The sequence below is a fragment of the Kutzneria kofuensis genome, assembly GCF_014203355.1.
Classification (GTDB): domain Bacteria; phylum Actinomycetota; class Actinomycetes; order Mycobacteriales; family Pseudonocardiaceae; genus Kutzneria; species Kutzneria kofuensis.
Map to the genome: position 1 here is coordinate 5866232 of NZ_JACHIR010000001.1, position 15385 is coordinate 5881616.

At 71.8% G+C, this 15385-nt stretch carries 12 protein-coding genes; 6 read left to right on the forward strand and 6 right to left on the reverse strand.

All coding sequences use genetic code 11. The features are described from left to right. Positions 1-282: 282 nt before the first annotated feature. Entirely contained in the window at positions 283-1536 is a 1254-nt protein-coding gene (locus BJ998_RS27215) for a uracil-xanthine permease family protein (RefSeq protein ID WP_184866134.1), read from the forward strand. Positions 1537-1716: 180 nt separating this feature from the next. Continuing rightward, positions 1717-3708 carry a S53 family peptidase gene (locus tag BJ998_RS27220; RefSeq protein ID WP_184866136.1) on the forward strand — a complete coding sequence of 664 codons (1992 nt, stop codon included), beginning with the start codon at positions 1717-1719 and terminating at the stop codon, positions 3706-3708. A gap of 237 nt (positions 3709-3945) precedes the next feature. On the opposite strand, the gene BJ998_RS27225 is transcribed toward BJ998_RS27220, so the two are convergent. Further along, a complete protein-coding gene (locus BJ998_RS27225) occupies positions 3946-4965 on the reverse strand; it encodes a quinone-dependent dihydroorotate dehydrogenase (RefSeq protein ID WP_184866138.1) in 1020 nt (339 codons plus the stop codon). A 144-nt stretch (positions 4966-5109) separates the two neighbouring features. Here BJ998_RS27225 and BJ998_RS49245 point away from each other — a divergent pair, with 144 nt between their 5' ends. Next, entirely contained in the window at positions 5110-6312 is a 1203-nt protein-coding gene (locus BJ998_RS49245; RefSeq protein WP_184866140.1) for a tetratricopeptide repeat protein, read from the forward strand. Positions 6313-6454: 142 nt separating this feature from the next. Here BJ998_RS49245 and BJ998_RS27235 read toward each other — a convergent pair whose 3' ends face one another. The 3 genes from BJ998_RS27235 to BJ998_RS27245 all read right to left on the reverse strand — a co-directional run bounded on the left by BJ998_RS27235 (position 6455) and on the right by BJ998_RS27245 (position 8707). Further along, the gene (locus BJ998_RS27235) at positions 6455-6850 is read right to left on the reverse strand and encodes a hypothetical protein (protein ID WP_184866142.1); all 396 of its coding nucleotides are present in this window, start codon (positions 6848-6850) and stop codon (positions 6455-6457) included. 100 nt (positions 6851-6950) lie between these two features. After that, on the reverse strand, positions 6951-7748 hold the full coding sequence (locus tag BJ998_RS27240; protein WP_184866144.1) for an Fpg/Nei family DNA glycosylase: 798 nt from the start codon (positions 7746-7748) through the stop codon (positions 6951-6953). Further along, the gene (locus BJ998_RS27245; protein ID WP_184866146.1) at positions 7748-8707 is read right to left on the reverse strand and encodes a ParA family protein; all 960 of its coding nucleotides are present in this window, start codon (positions 8705-8707) and stop codon (positions 7748-7750) included. Before BJ998_RS27245 ends, BJ998_RS27240 begins: the two co-directional genes overlap by 1 nt. A 68-nt stretch (positions 8708-8775) precedes the next feature. Between BJ998_RS27245 and BJ998_RS27250 the strand changes: the two genes are divergently transcribed. Then, complete coding sequence (locus tag BJ998_RS27250; protein ID WP_184866148.1) at positions 8776-9495, forward strand: class I SAM-dependent methyltransferase; 720 nt, start codon at positions 8776-8778, stop codon at positions 9493-9495. Positions 9496-9531: 36 nt separating this feature from the next. On the opposite strand, the gene BJ998_RS27255 is transcribed toward BJ998_RS27250, so the two are convergent. After that, the gene (locus BJ998_RS27255) at positions 9532-10773 is read right to left on the reverse strand and encodes a S53 family peptidase (protein WP_184866150.1); all 1242 of its coding nucleotides are present in this window, start codon (positions 10771-10773) and stop codon (positions 9532-9534) included. A 197-nt stretch (positions 10774-10970) separates the two neighbouring features. Here BJ998_RS27255 and BJ998_RS27260 point away from each other — a divergent pair, with 197 nt between their 5' ends. After that, on the forward strand, positions 10971-12230 hold the full coding sequence (locus BJ998_RS27260) for a DNA polymerase IV (RefSeq protein WP_184866152.1): 1260 nt from the start codon (positions 10971-10973) through the stop codon (positions 12228-12230). A gap of 9 nt (positions 12231-12239) precedes the next feature. Here BJ998_RS27260 and BJ998_RS48665 read toward each other — a convergent pair whose 3' ends face one another. Further along, positions 12240-12371: a hypothetical protein gene (locus BJ998_RS48665; RefSeq protein WP_281392995.1), complete on the reverse strand. Its 132-nt coding sequence runs from the start codon at positions 12369-12371 to the stop codon at positions 12240-12242. Between the two features lie 195 nt (positions 12372-12566). On the opposite strand from BJ998_RS48665, the gene BJ998_RS48670 reads away from it, so the two are divergent. Next, complete coding sequence (locus tag BJ998_RS48670; protein WP_184866153.1) at positions 12567-15257, forward strand: ATP-binding protein; 2691 nt, start codon at positions 12567-12569, stop codon at positions 15255-15257. Positions 15258-15385 lie beyond the last annotated feature (128 nt).

Below are 15385 nucleotides of genomic sequence, written 5' to 3' on the forward strand. Positions count from 1 at the left end.
GGCGTCGGCGGGCCCGCCCCGTCGTCCCCGTTCGCGGCGACCGCCCGTGCAGCCCGGTTGGCTCCGCTGTTCGGTGCCGGACCATTGCGCCGGCCGGGCGGACCTCGCGCCACTCTCTCGTGAGCTGTGACTCTAAGTGACGGATATGGCAGCACATTGTGCGGGGCGGTGGAGATTCTTCAGGCAAATGTGTGATTATCAGTTTGTTATCTAGCCGAGACCGCTACCGGCCGTGGCAGGATCGGGCGAGGCAGTGCAGCCGGACCCACGGGGAGGTCTGACGTGGCGTTGTGGACCGTGCACGGCGACGGTCGCCGCGTGACGGACGGCGAGGTGGTGGCCCCCGATGAGCGGCTCAGCTGGCCGCTGACCGTCGGGTTCGGCCTCCAGCACGTCGCCGCCATGTTCGGCGCCACCGTGCTCGTCCCCGCCAGCACCGGCTTCCCGGTCTCCACCACACTGCTGTTCTCCGGCGTCGGCACGCTGCTGTTCCTCGTCGTCACCCGCAACCGGGTGCCCAGCTACCTCGGCTCCTCGTTCGCGTTCATCTCGCCGCTGACCGCCTCCCGGCTGGAGGGCCTGCCCGCGCAGCTCGGCGGCGTCCTCGCCACCGGCGTGCTGCTGGTGTTCGTCGGCATCGCCGTGAAGGCGCTGGGCGTGCGGCTGCTGGAGTCGCTGATGCCGCCGGTGGTCACCGGCGCCGTGGTGATGCTGATCGGGCTGAACCTCGCCCCGTCGGCCACGCGCAACTTCCAGGACCAGCCCGGCCTCGCCGTCTTCACGCTCGCCGTGATCCTGCTGTGCGGGGTGCTCGGGCGCGGCCTGTTCTCCCGGGCGTCGGTGTTGATCGGCATCCTCGCCGGCTGGGTGGCCGCGGCGCTGACCGGCGGGCTGAGCGCGGCCCGGCTGGACGACGTCGCCAACGCCGCCTGGTTCGGCTTCCCCCAGCTGACCGGGCCGGAGCTGCGGCCCAACGTGGTGCTCGCCGTGCTGCCGGTGGTCGTGGTGCTGGTCGCGGAGAACGTCGGGCACGTCAAGGCGGTCGCCTCGGTGACCGGACGCAACCTGGACGGCAGCGTCGGCGACGCGCTGATCGCCAACGGGCTGTCCACCGCGCTCGCCGGCATCGGCGGCGGCTCCGGCACGACCACGTACGCGGAGAACATCGGCGTGATGACGGCGACGAAGGTCTACTCGACCGCCGCCTACGCCGTCGCCGGGGTGTGTGCTATCGGGCTGTCTTTTTGCCCGAAATTCGGCACATTGCTCAACACGATGCCGACCGGTGTGCTGGGCGGCGCGATGGTTCTGCTCTACGGCCTGATCGCGTTGGTCGGCGTTCGGATCTGGCTGGACAATCGAGTCGATCTTCTCAACCCGGTTAACCTGATGGTCGCGGCGGCCGCGCTGGTGGCCGGCGTCGGCAACCTCACCGTCCCGATCGGCGGCGTCGCGCTCGGCGGCATCGCCTGGGGCTCCCTGCTCATCGTGGTGGGACACCCGTTGCTCCGAACGCTGAAGGCCGCGCGCGGCTGACGTCAATCGGTTCTGTTAAAACCGCCGATCACATTGAAAATCTCCCTGTTTCCTCAGCTTCTCCTCAGGGTTAGCCTTCCTGGCACCCGGTGCGGTGGGCTGCGGGACCCGATTGCCGCGCGGGGGCTGAAATCCGTCCCGTGACTTTTTGTCGCGGGGACTTCAGAAGGGGCGAATTTCGTGCGAAGAACTCCAGCGATGCTGCTTGCGCTGGCGATGGCCGGGGCCGGTATGACCGGCCTGGTGCCGTCCGCCGCCGCGGCGGGCCAGTCCGTGATTCCGGACTCGCACCCGCGGTGGGCCAGCCCGAACGCCAAGGTCGGCAACGCCGACGCGGCGAGCAAGCTGACCTTCCGGGTGTACCTGAAGCTGGCCGACCAGGCCGGGCTCGAGGCCGCGGCCACCGCCGTGTCCGACCCGACCAGCCCGTCCTACCGCAAGTTCCTCAGCACCGACCAGGTGCGGACCCGGTTCGCGCCGACCGCCGGTGCGGTCTCCGCGGTGCGCAACTGGCTGACCTCGGCCGGCTTCGCCGCCGGCGAGGTGCCCGCCAACAACGCCTACGTCGAGGCCACCGGCACGGTCGACCAGGTGCAGAAGGCGTTCGGCGTCACCCTGGGCGAGTACCGGGTGCAGGGCAAGACGCTGCGGTCCCAGGACCGCGCGCTGTCGGTCCCGGCCGCCGTCGCGTCGTACGTCTCCGGCGTGATCAACATCGATCAGGCCACGGCGCTGCTCAAGCCGTCCCACGTGGGCGCGGCCGGCGACGCCACGCCCGACGCGGTGCAGCCCAAGGCCAAGACGAGCCAGCCCGCGGTGGCCCCGCCGCCGGCGGCCTTCGTCAACGCTCGGCCCTGCTCGGACTACTACGGCCAGCAGGTCGACACCACCGACCCGGCCTACGCCGGCAAGCAGCTGCCGTACGCGGTCTGCGGCTACACGCCGCCCCAGCTGCGCGCCGCCTCCCAGCTCGACATCGCCGGCCGCTTCGGCCTCGACGGCCACGGCGTCACCGTCGCCATCGTCGACGCGTTCGCCTCGCCGACGCTGTACGCGGACGCCGCCGAGTACGCCAAGCGGCACGACCCGGCGCACCCGCTGACCAGGTCCCAGTACAGCGAGATCGTGTTCCCGCCGACGCCGGGCTCCGAGGACCCCGACCAGTGCGACGCCTCCGGCTGGTACGGCGAGCAGAGCCTGGACGTCGAGGCCGTGCACGCCATGGCCCCCGGCGCGAAGATCCTCTACGTCGGCGGCGCCGACTGCTCGGACGAGGGCCTGGACAAGGCGCTGAACACGATCGTGTCGAAGAACCTGGCGCAGATCGTCTCCAACTCGTACGGCAACAACGGCGAGGACGTCCCCGCCGACGAGGTGCAGGCGTTCCAGTCCATCGCCATCCAGGCGGCGGCCGAGGGCATCGGCGTGTACTTCTCCTCCGGTGACGACGGCGACGAGAGCCACGACCTGGGCCACCCGTCGGCGGACTTCTCCGCGACCAGCCCGTGGGTGACCGCGGTCGGCGGCACCAGCCTCGGCATCGGCAAGGACGGCCGCAAGGTGCTGGAGACCGGGTGGGCCACCGGCAAGTCCACGCTGACCAACGGCGCGTGGAACCCGCCGGCGCCGGGCGCCTGGCTGTACGGCTCGGGCGGCGGCACCTCCGTGCTGTTCCCGGAGCCCAACTACCAGAAGGGCGTCGTGCCGGACGCGCTGGCCAAGCAGAACCAGACCGGCAACAACCGCGGCCGCGTCGTGCCGGACATCTCGATGGACGGCGACCCGACCACCGGCATGCTGATCGGCATCACGCAGACCTGGCCCGACGGCAGCGTCAAGTACGGCGAGTACCGCATCGGCGGCACCAGCCTCGCGTCGCCGCTGATGGCCGGCCTGATGGCCGTCGCCGACCAGTTCGGCGGCCGGCACGGGTTCATCAACCCGTGGCTGTACAAGGCCCTGTCGCACACCCCGGCGGTCACCGACGTCAAGCCGGTCGACGGCGGCTCGGTCCGTGTCGACTACGTCAACGGCATCGACGCCACCGACGGCTACGTGCGCAGCGTCCGGTCGTACAACGACCCGGACCAGACCATCCACACCACCCGCGGCTACGACAACGTCACCGGCCTCGGGACGCCCAACGGCCTGCTCTTCCTGGGCCTGATCTAGTTTCTCCGACCACGTGTGGCGCCTGCCCTCCTCTCCTGGGGCAGGCGCCACCCGTATGTCAACCCCAGACCGTTCGGAAAGGACCATTCCTCACGTTCAACGTCAGGAATGGTCCTTTCACCCAGCACCGGGCCGGCGTCTACCGCCACTCCCGCCTCGCGTCAACCCCGGACCGCTCGGAACGGACCATTTTCAAACTCCGAGTTGAGGAATGGTCCGTTCCGAGCGTCGGTGGGGTCAGCGCAGCGAGCGGTTGATCTTGCGGATCAGGCCGGGGCCCTCGTAGATGAAGCCGGTGTAGACCTGCACGAGGTCGGCGCCGGCGTCGATCATCCGCTGTGCCGAGTCGGGGTCGAAGATGCCGCCGACACCGATGATCGGCAGCCGGCCGCCGGTTTCCTTGTGCACCAGGCGGACCACCTCCAGTGCACGGGCCGCCAGCGGCCGGCCGGACAGGCCGCCGGTCTCCTCGGCCTTGGCTCGGTCCGACGCGGCGAGGCCGTCCCGGCTCAGGGTCGTGTTGGTGGCGATCACGCCGCTGATCTCGTGCTCGCCGCAGACCTCCAACAGCTCGCCGATGGCGCTGTCGGTGAGGTCGGGGGCGATCTTCACCAGCAGCGGCCGGTTGTCGGCGTTCTCCTCCTGGATGCCGGCCAGCAGCTCGTTGAGCGCCGCCCGGTCCTGCAGCGAGCGGAGGCCGGAGGTGTTGGGGGAGCTGATGTTCACGGCGAAGTAGTCGCCGTGCCGGCCGAGCACCCGCATCGAGTGCCGGTAGTCCTCGACGGCCCGCTCGACCGGCGTGACCTTGGACTTGCCGAGGCTGATGCCCAGCGGCACCGGCAGCGGCCCGAGCCGGTCCAGCCGGTCCGCAAGCGCTTGCGCGCCCCGGTTGTTGAAGCCCATCCGGTTGATCACGGCCTCGCTGTCGGGCAGCCGGAACAGCCGCGGCCGGTCGTTGCCCGGCTGCGCGTGCCGGGTGACGGTGCCGACCTCCACGAAGCCGAAGCCCAGCGCCGGCCACGCCGGCAGCGCGACGCCGTCCTTGTCCATGCCCGCGGCCAACCCGACCGGGTTCGGGAAGTGCACGCCGAACACCGTGCGCGGCGCCACCACGCCGTACCGGGCGCGCAGCGCCGACAGCACCGGCGGCATCGCGGCGACCCGCCGCAGCACGGTCATCGTGCGCTCGTGGGCCACCTCGGGGTCGCCCCCGCCGAACCGGAACAACGTCCTGCGGACCAGCTGCTTGTACACCACGGGCCCTATCGTGCCTGGTCACGGCGGGCACGCGAACGGTGGCCACCGGTGGTGTGACGCAGCCGACGCCGCGAGTAGCCTGGATCGTCGTGCCCGGTTGAGGAACTGCCGGGGAATGCCCGGGACGACGAGGGGGTGTTCGACGTGTCGTACCAGAGCCTGCCGCCGGCGGCGGCGCGGCTGTACCGGCTGCTCGCCATGCATCCCGGGGCCGACTTCGACGCTGACCTGGCCACCGCGCTCGATCCGGACGGCGAGGAGCTGCTGACGACGCTGGCGAAGGCCGGTCTGCTGCGGGCCTCGCACGGCGACCGCTACTCGTTCAGCTCGCTCGCCCAGGGGCACGCCCTGCAGCAGCTGCACCGCACCGACAGCGCGGCCGAGCAGCTCGCGGCGCTGCGCGCCATGGTGTGGTGGTACGTCGACCGCGCGATCGCCGCCGACAAGGTGATTTCCGCGCAGCGGTGGCGGTTGAGCGAGCGCTACGCGGACGTGCCGGCCTTCGACGGCGACGACGCCGAGGCGATGGACCTGCTGGAGCCGGACCGCGCCAACTTCGTGCAGGTGGCGACCGCCGCGTACGAGTCCGAAATGGACGATGCCGTGCTGGCGCTGGCGGAGGCGTTGTGGGGCCTGTACTTCCACCGCCAGCTGTACGCGGACTGGAAGACCGTCAACGAGGTCGCGGTGCGGGCGGCCGTGCGTCGCGAGGACAAGCGGGCCGAGGCGCGGATGCGCTGCCAGCTGGGGTTCCGCCACTACGCGCTGGACGATTTCGCCGCCGCCAGGGCGGAATTCGTCGCCGCCGTGGCGGTCGAGCCGGCCGATCACCCTCGGGGGCTGGCCACCGACCTGGAGTCGCTCGCCCTGGCCCACTTCAGCCTGGGTGAGCACGCCGAGGCCCTGGACTGTATCGAGCGGGCGATTCCCCTTGCCCCGCAGGACCAGCAGCGGGCGCTGCTCAGCCACCACCGGGCCCGCGTCCTGTCCGCGCTCGGCCGCTACGACGAGGCGTTCGCCGGCCTCGGCGCGGCGCTGAAGCACACGCAGGACAAGGGTGATCGCTACAACGAGGGCCGGGTGCTGGCCAGCATCGGCGAGACCTTCCTGCGGACCGGCGAGCCGGCCAAGGCCGCGGCCGAGCTGGGCCGTGCCCTGGCGGCGATGGTCGAGAAACGCCGGATGTTCCAGGAGGCAGTCGTCCGCGGCCTGCTCAGCCAGGCCCACGAGCAACTCGGCGACCGTGCGGCCGCGCTGGACGAGGCCCGCAAGGCGCACGCCATCCTGCACGTCCTGGAGCACCCGCGCGAACCCGTTGCGCGGCAACGGCTCGACGAGCTCAGCTGACGATCACCCGCGCGCCGGCCGGCTCCGCCGATGGGCGGCTCCGCCGAGGGGCCGGCACCTCGACGCTCGGCGGCCACGGTCCGCCCGGACGGTGCGTTCGGGCCCCCACCCCGCACACCGGGGTGGGTCGCCCCTGCCCGGCTCAGTCGTGATGCACGATGCGGTCGATGTTGCCGGCCTGCACGACGAATCCGGAGACAGCGCCGTTGATGTTGTTGTTCACGCCGCCCGACTTCGCCGTCTGCGTCACGGTGTTCCTGGTGACGGCGATCTCCGCCTTCGCCGCGCTCCACAGTTCGCGCAGCTCGGCGGCGAACGCGGGGTCGTTCTCCTCGGTCCGGTGCAGCACCGTGGCCAGCGCGTCGACCCACTTCGTGTCGTCCGGGTTCTCCTGCGCCTGCGCCAGGACCACCTCGGAGCCGGGATCCTTGGCGAACTTCTCCTTGACCCGCTGCAGGAGCTTGCCGATGGCCTTGCCGCCGACGGTCACGGCCTCCTTGGCCAGCGCGCCGGCGATGGCAGTCAGGATCGGATCCATACCTCACCCCTCGTAACGGCAATCGCTCAACGGTAGCAGCGCGGGCGGTTCGAAGGAGTGCAAGCGCGGTGTGGCGGTGCTCGCCACCCGGGCGGAGTAATCACGCCGTCGGGCCGGGTTGGCAGTGCGGGCAGTACCAGGTGGGCCGCTGCTGCAGCCCGCTGCCCTGCACGGCCCGTACGACGGCGTGACCACAGCGCAGGCAGCGCTTGCCGTGCCGTTCGTACACCCAGTGCTGCCGGCCCCGCGTGGTCTCCCCGGTGGTCGACTGCTCGGGGCGCCACGCGTTGCGTAGCAACAACTTGTGGCTGAGCTCGACGGCGCGGGCCGCGTCGGTGGCGGAGACCGGCGACCAGGGGGAGACGCCGAGCAGGAAGCAGACCTCGGCCTTGTACAGGTTCCCGACCCCGGCCATCACCCGTTGATCGAGCAGCGCGAGGCCGATCTCCCGGGCCGGGTCGGCGGTGAGCCGGCGGGTCGCCTCGGCGGCCATCGCGGCGTCCCAGTCCGGGTGCAGCAGGTCCGGCCCGAGGTGCCCGACCAGCCGGGACTCCTCGGCGGTCGGCAGCAACTCCAGGTCGTGCAGGAGAAAGCCGACAGCCGAACGGTCCGAAGTGGACAGAATGGCGCGGACCTGGTGCGACGGCCGGCGCCAGCGGTCGCCGGGGCGGTACAGGTGCCAGCTGCCGTCCATTCGGAGATGGCTGTGCAGGCTGACGCCGTCGCCGAGGCGGGTGAAGATGTGCTTGCCCACCGAACCGACGCCGACCACCTCGCGGCCCGTGAGGTCCACAGTGGACAACGAGGGGTGGCGGATCTCCCCGCGCGTCAACGTGTTTCCGGCCAACGCGTCGTTCAGCCGGTGCGCGGTGAGGAAAACCGTGTCGCCCTCGGGCATCAGGGCAGGTGTGGTTCCATGAACTGCGGCCGGCCGACGGGACCCGGCTCCTGCGGCGCGCTCTCCTCGGCGGCGGCCTCCTCAGCGACGGTCTCTTCGGCGACGGTCTCCTCGGTCGTCTCCTCGACGGCGGGCGCCTCTTCGTCGTGCGCGAACACCGAGCGGGTTCGCCGGCGGCTCGACCGCAGCACCCGGGCCAGCAGCAGGTTGAACGCCAGCGCCACCTCGCGTGCGCCCGGCGTGTTCCACATGTGGATCGGCATGCACGCGCCCTGCGCCTGCTGCACCGCCAGCCGGTCCGGCAGCGCCACCGGCATCACCAGCGGCCCGAAGATGTCGCGCAGCTCGTCGATGCGGAACTGGTGCTCGTGCGACCGCGGCCGCACCCGGTTCACCACCACGCCCAGCGGCTGCAGGTCGGGGTTGTGCTCCTCCCGCTCCGCCTGCACCGCCTCGAACGCGCGCTGCACGCCCGACACCGCGAACATCGTCGGCTCCGTGACCAGCAGCGCCCGGTCGGCCGCGACCAGCGCGGACCGGGTCAGCTGGCCCAGCGAGGGCGGGCAGTCCAGCAGCACCAGCTGGTACGGCTGCTCGTCCTCCTCCAGCATGTCGTGCACGGTGGCGAGGGCCTTCTCCAGGCGGCTGAGCTTGTTGGTGCCGGGGTCGGGGTGGTTGAGCCCCTCCACCTCCTCGGCGCCGACCAGCACGTCCACACCCTCGCCCCAGCCGCTGGGCGCGATGGCCGCCCGCACGATCTCCGGCTTGGGGTTCTGCAGCACGTGGAACAGGGTGGCCTCGGTCTCGGCCGGTTCCAGTGTCGCCGTCGAGTTGCACTGCGGGTCCAGGTCCACCACCAGGGTGCGCACTCCCCGGCGCAACGCCGCCGAGGCCAGGCCCAAGGCAACCGTCGTCTTGCCGACACCGCCCTTGAGGCTCAACACCGCAACCGTATGCACACGGGCAGCCTACGGTCTCCGACAAGCCGCGCAGATCACGACACCGGCACACCCATAGACTCGGGCCCATGCGACCCGATGCCGTCCGCCTGGCGCTCGACACCGAGCTGGCCGCTGTCCGCCGCCGGCACGCCGAGCCGCCCCGCGTGCTGGACGTCGGCGGCGGTTCCGGCGTGTGGGCCGTGCCGCTGGCGGCCGCGGGTTGCCTGGTCACGGTCGTCGATCCCAGCCCCAACGCGCTGGCCACCCTGCAGCGCCGGGCCGTCGAGGCCGGCGTCGCCGACCATGTCACCGCCGTTCAGGGCGACAGCGACGCCCTGTCCGATCTTGTCCCCGCCGGCCGCGCCGACCTGGTCCTCGGCCACGGCGTGCTGGAGGTCGTCGACGATCTCGCCGCCGCCCTCTCCCAGCTCGCCGGCGCCGCCGCCCCCGGCGGCGCGGTGTCCGTCCTGGTCGCCAACCGTTACTCAGCGTTGATCAACCGGGTACTCGCCGGCCGGCTCGTGGACGCCCGCCAGCTGCTCGACGACCCCGAGGGGCAGCTGCCCGGCGACACCCTCAAGCGTCGCTTCGACGTGGAGAGCCTTCGGGCCGCCTTGAGCGCCGCCGGCCTGGACGTCGAGTTGCTCCAGGGCTACGGCGTCGTCGCCGACCTCGTGCCGGGAGCCGTGCTGGAGAGCAACCCCGGCGCTGCCGAGGCACTGGCCCAGCTGGAGGTCGCCGCCGCGACCCAGCCCCCGCTCCGTGACGTGGCGTCTCGGCTCCACGCCCTGGCCCGCAGGCCCTGAGCCGGCGGGTCCACAGGGGACCCGCCGGCGGCCTGGTCAGAAGCCGGTGGTGCCGTGCGGGGTGCCGAGGCCGGTCGGCCCGTCGTAGCCGGGGACGGAGGTGCAGAGGTAGGTGCCGCCGCAGCTGCCGTTGGAGCCGGTGGTGACGTCGTTCAGCCCGGACGTGTGCGAGTACGGGTAGGAGCCGGAGGTCACGGAGTTGCCGGCCAACGCGTACACGCTGGCGATGATGGGCGAGGAGAGGCTGGTGCCGCCGACCTGCACCCAGCCGTCGGCGCCCTGGGCGAGCCCGAGCGCGATCAGGAAGTCGCAGAAGGAACTGGTGCCGCAGCTGTTGTAGGTGTCGTAGATGCCGAGCCCGGAGGCGGGGTCGGCGACGGCGGAGACGTCGGAGACGGTCCGGTTGGCGCAAGCGGTGTCGTGCTGCCAGGACGGCTTGGGCTCGATGGCGGAGCAGCCGCTGCCGGCGCCGGACCAGGCCTTCTCGGCCCAGCCGCGAGGGGTGCCGGCGGCCTTGGTGAGGGTGGTTCCGCCGACGGCGGTGACGTAGGGCGAGGAAGCGGGCCAGCTGACGCCGTAGCCGGAGTCGCCGGAGGAGGCGGTGACGGCGATGCCGGGATGGTTGAGGTGCGCGTCGGCGGCGGTGATGGTGCCGTCCTCGGCGCCGCCGTAGCTGTTGGAGATGGCCACGACGCCAGGGGTGTTGGCGGCGGTGTCGACGGCCGTCATCAGCGGGTCGGTGTCGGGGGAGTTGGCCTCCACCAGCAGGATGTGGCAGTCGGGGCAGGTCGCGGAGACGGCATCCAGGTCGAGGCTGATCTCCTCGGCCCAGCCGTAGTCACCGGCCGGCAGCGGGCTGGTGGCCCCGTTCTGGTTCACCTTCTTGAAGCAGCCGTTGGCCGTGGTGCACGGCGAAAGCCCGCGCTTGCTGCGGAACACGGCGAGGTCGGCCTCGGCGGTCGGCGCGTCCATGGCGTCCACGATGGCCACGGTGCGACCGCCGGAGAGCAGGCCGGTGACGCCGTACGCGGACTGGATGTCGGTGGGCGCGAGGCCGACGGGGGTGGTGACGGTCATCGGGCCGGGGCCGTTCGGCGACTTGATCGCCTTGCCCAGGCAACGGAAGTGAGCATGGCTCGTGGCGCAGCCGAGATCGACCAGGCCGCCGGACAGCAGCGGGGCGGCCTGGGCCACGGGAGCGGTGAAGGACAGGGGGACGAGCGCGGCGGCGGCCAGCGCGAGGACGGTGAGGAATCGGGATCTGCCGCAGGGTGACATTCCGCCTCCTAGGTGACTCGCGTCACATTTCGGGACTGGATCGTCTCGTGTCGCCCTCGCGGGTGACACTCCGCCAAACGACTGTTGGCACTCACAGTTACGACCTGCGAAAGCCGGGGGTGAGGCGGCCGGGAGTGTCGGACCCCGGCGTTAGACTCGTCGCCGTCCGAGTCGAACGTGTGATCGAGGGGTGCGGCATGGGGCGCAGCGGCAACCTGCCCCGCGGCCTGGTGGAGCGGTTCCGGGTCTCGGACACCGTGTGGCCGGACGACACCGGCTGTCCGATCCTGCACGTCGACATGGACGCCTTCTACGCGTCGGTGGAGATCCGGGAACGGCCGGAGCTCAAGGACAAACCGGTCATCGTGGGCGGCACCGGCAACCGGGGCGTGGTGTCCTCGGCCAACTACATCGCCCGCGGTTTCGGCGTCCGCTCGGCGATGCCGACCACGCGGGCCCGCCGGCTGTGCCCGCACGCGGTGTTCATCGCCCCCACCTTCGGCCTCTACACCGAGGCGTCCCGCACGGTCATGAACCTCTTCCGGGAACTCACGCCGCTGGTCGAGCCGCTCAGCCTGGACGAGGCGTTCCTCGACGTGTCCGGCGCGCTGCGGCGGCTGCGCACGACGCCGTCCCGGATCGGCGCGCAGTTGCGCCAGGACGTGCTGGAGCGCACCGGCGTGAACTGCTCGGTCGGCGTGGCGTCCACGAAGTTCATCGCCAAGCTGGCCTCGGGCCTGGCCAAGCCGGACGGCATGGTGGTGGTGCCGAAGGAGCGGACGCTGGAATTCCTGCACCCGCTGCCGGTGTCGGCGCTGTGGGGCGTCGGCGGTCGGACCGCGGAGGCGTTGGAGCGCATCGACATGCAGACGATCGGGGACGTGGCCGCCGCGCCGGTGTCCCGGCTGAGGCGGGTGGTCGGCGCGGCGGCGGCCGATCACCTGTACGCGTTGTCGCACGCGCACGACCCCAGACCGGTGGTGCCGGATTCGGCGGAGAAGTCGATCGGCGCGGAGGAGACGTTCGACGTCGATCACCACGACCGGGAGCTGCTCAAGCGGGAGCTGCTGCACCTGTCCGAGCGAACCGCGGCGACGCTGCGGGCGCGGGGACTGCGCGGCCGGACCGTGTCGATCAAGGTGCGCTTCGAGGACTTCACCACGATCACCCGATCGAGGACCTTGCCGGTGGCCACCGATGTCACCCAGGAGGTCTATCAAGCCGCCGCCAAACTGCTCGTCGAGAACGTTCCGTATGGCGCCGTTCGGCTGATCGGTGTACGTGTCGAGCAATTGGCGCAGGCGTCCGAGATCGGCGAACAACTGCTCATCGACGCCCCGGAGCGGGGCTGGCGGGAAGCGGACCAGGCCGCCGACTCGGCACGTTCCCGATTCGGCGGCGCGGCCGTGCGCCCAGCCTCATTGCTGGGACGGACAACTCGGAAAGAACGCGGATGAATTGACCGGTTAGTCGTACGGCTGGCCGATGGCGGGCGCGGTGGTCCCAGTGGTCTGCTGCGGCGTTGCCACGCTGGCGACAGCGCCGGCACCTGCGAAGACGGCGAGCGCGAGCGCCACGGCGGCCATGGTGAAGCGCATTGTTCCTCCGTGATGACTACAATGAGTACACAGGTGGTGCGCGATTCGTTCACCAGGGTGGCAGTCGGCGCGTGACACCCGAACCAGCGGCGAATGAACAATGGGCAGCAATGATGTCGCCGGGTGTTCACCTCGAATGGTTCGAATAAATGAAATGTCTTGTTCATCCCTCGTTTTTGTTGTATTCTGGCCCGCATGCTGATCGGGCGCGGCCGCGAGCTGTCCCGGCTCACCGCTCGGGTCCGCGAACTCGCCGGTGGCCGGGGTGGGGCGGCGTTCGTCGACGGCGAGCCCGGCATCGGCAAGACCACGCTGCTGCGCGCGGTGTGCGACGCCGCCGCGGAAAACGGTTGCCGCGTGCACTGGGGCGCGGGTGACGAACTCGGCCGGCTGCTCCCCCTGCTGCCGCTGCTGGAGGCGCTGCGCGCGGAGCGTTCCGACGAGGGGCAGGCCGTGCTGCGCCTGCTGCGCGGCGAGGTCCCGACCGTGCTCGACCCGTCCGCGGTCGCGGCGGAACGCGTGCTGGGCATGGTCGAGGAACTGTGCGCGGACGGCCCGGTGGTGCTGGCGATCGACGACCTGCAGTGGGCGGACAAGGTCACCGTCGCGGTGCTCAGCCGGCTGGTGAAGCTGGTCGACCAGCTGCCGCTGCTGCTGGTCGGCACGCTGCGCCCGGTCCCGGTCCGCGACGACCTGTCCGCGCTGTGGCGGCAGCTCGGCGCCGACGGCCAGGTCAGCCTGGGGCCGCTGCCGGCGGAGGCGATCGGCGAGCTGGTCGCCCAGCTGGTCGACGCGCACCCGACGGACGAACTGCTCCGGCACGCCGAGGGCGCGGCCGGAAATCCGTTGTACGCAACGGAGCTCGTCACCGCGGTGGCGGACGGCGCCGACCGCCCCGGCTCGTTGGCCGCCGCGATCGACCACCGGCTGGACTTCCTGTCCGAGCAGACCCGGCACGTGCTGCGCGCCGCGACCCTGCTCGGCGTCGTGTTCTCCGTCGCCGACCTCGGCGTCGTGCTCGGCCGCACGGTCGCCGAGCTGCTGCCCGCGCTGGACCAGTCGACCGCGGCCGGCGTGCTCGTCGAGTCCGGCGACGGCCTGTCGTTCCGGCACGCGTTGGTGCGATCCGCCCTGTACGAACGGATGTCGCCGCCCGTACGGACCGCATGGCACCTGGAGGCGGCGCGGCTGCTGGCCGACGCCGGCTCGCCGGTCGAACGCGTCGCCAAGCAACTCTTGGTCGCCTCCGGCGCCGACGACTGGACCGTGGACTGGTTGTGCGACAACGCCGGCGCGCTCATCGGCCAGTCCCCGTCCGCGGCCGTGGACCTGCTGCGCCGCGTCCTCGCCACGCCCCGCTGGGACGCCCGGCGGCTGTCGCTGGCCAGCCGGTTCGCCGACGCGCTGTACCGAACCGGCGATTTCGACGAGGCCGAGCAGGTCGCCACCCGCGCGCTCGCGCTGTCCGCCGACCCGGTGCAAATCGTGTGGCTGCACCACATTCTGTTGCAGTGCCGCAGCATGAGCGGCCGTGTCGCGCAGTCGCTGGTCGAACTGGACCGCGCGTTGTCAGACCCGGACACCACCGGCCGGGTGCGGGCCCGGCTGCTCGTGCTCACCGCCCGTGCGCACTGGAATCTCGGTGACGCCGACGCCGCCGAGAAGACTGCGCTCGACGCCGCCGACGCCGCGCCCGCCGACGAATGGGTTGTCGGCTGGTCCCTGCACGTCCGCAGCATCGTCCTCATCATGCGCGGCGACATGGCCGGCGCCCTGGAGCTGCTCGACCACGCCGTGCGGGTGATCGGCCGCGACGGCGCGACCGCGGAGCTCAGCCTGCTGCTGCGCATCAACCGCGCCGTGGCGCTCGGCGGCGTCGACCGCTGCGACGAGGCGGTGGCCGCCGCCCGAGACGTACGTCAACTGGCCGAGCATGTCGGCAACACGGTCCGGTTGGCGCAGGCGCAGAGTGCCCTCGTACAGATGTCGTACGACTCGGGGTGCTGGGACGACGCGCTGGTGGACGTGGACCTGCTCGCCGACGAGCTGAAGAACCCGGTGGTGGCCGCGGCCGACCACAGCATCGCCGCGCTGATCAAGCTGCACCGCGGCGATCACGCCGCCGCCGGCCGGCACCTGGCCATCGTGCGGGCGGCCCAGGTGGGCCGGCATCCCGTGCTGCACATGGCCTTGGCGACCAGCCTGGAGCTGGAGCAGGCCGGCCGCCTGGACGAGGCGCTGGCCGCGCTGCACACCTCCGCCGACTTCGACGACGTGCTGCCGGTGATCGTCCGCCTCGCGGTGGCCGTCGGCGACCTCGACACCGCGCGGGAGACCACCGAGCGGGTCGTCGAGCTGGCGGCCGATTCCGAGGTGCAGCACCGGATCGGGGCCGCCGCGTACTGCCGGGGGCTGGTCGACCGCGACGGCGAGGAGCTGCTGCGCGCGGCCACCGCCTACCGCGAGTGCGGCCGTCCGCTGGCCCGGGCCATGGCGCTGGAGGCGGCCGCCGCCGCGTTTGTCCACAGCGGACAGTCGAGTTCGGCGCGGGCCGCCGCGTCCCGGTCGCTCGACCTGTACGCGGAGCTCGGCGCCGAGTGGCAGCTGGCCCGGGCGCAGTCGGTGCTGCGGGCGCTCGGCCTGCGGCGCGGCCCGAAGGTCAAGCACCGCCGGGCGAAGACCGGGTGGGACAGCCTCACGCCGGCCGAGGCGACCGTCGCCCAGCTGGTGGTGGCGGGCCTGTCCAACCCGCAGATCGCCGAGCGGCTGTTCGTGTCCCGCCGCACGGTGACCACGCACGTCTCGCACATCCTGGCCAAGCTGCAGGTCCGCACCCGTACGGACATCGCGCGGGAGGCGAGCCTGCGCCAGGCCGCGTCCGGCTGACCAGGCCGGGCCGGCCCGGCCTGGAGGTGGGCCCGGCCGGCGCCGGCTCCGCCGGCCCGGACATCGCGCGAGTCGAGGCCGCGCCACTCGGCCGACGCGCGAGTCGGGGCTCCGGGCCAGCGGATTCA

Excerpts from the sequence above, each read along its gene's own strand:
- BJ998_RS27255 (WP_184866150.1), bottom strand. The coding sequence starts at position 10,773 with ATGTCACCCTGCGGCAGATCCCGATTCCTCACCGTCCTCGCGCTGGCC.
- BJ998_RS27250 (WP_184866148.1), top strand. The coding sequence starts at position 8,776 with ATGCGACCCGATGCCGTCCGCCTGGCGCTCGACACCGAGCTGGCCGCT.
- BJ998_RS27240 (WP_184866144.1), bottom strand. The coding sequence starts at position 7,748 with ATGCCCGAGGGCGACACGGTTTTCCTCACCGCGCACCGGCTGAACGAC.
- BJ998_RS48665 (WP_281392995.1), bottom strand. The coding sequence starts at position 12,371 with ATGCGCTTCACCATGGCCGCCGTGGCGCTCGCGCTCGCCGTCTTCGCA.
- BJ998_RS48670 (WP_184866153.1), top strand. The coding sequence starts at position 12,567 with ATGCTGATCGGGCGCGGCCGCGAGCTGTCCCGGCTCACCGCTCGGGTC.
- BJ998_RS27235 (WP_184866142.1), bottom strand. The coding sequence starts at position 6,850 with ATGGATCCGATCCTGACTGCCATCGCCGGCGCGCTGGCCAAGGAGGCC.
- BJ998_RS27260 (WP_184866152.1), top strand. The coding sequence starts at position 10,971 with ATGGGGCGCAGCGGCAACCTGCCCCGCGGCCTGGTGGAGCGGTTCCGG.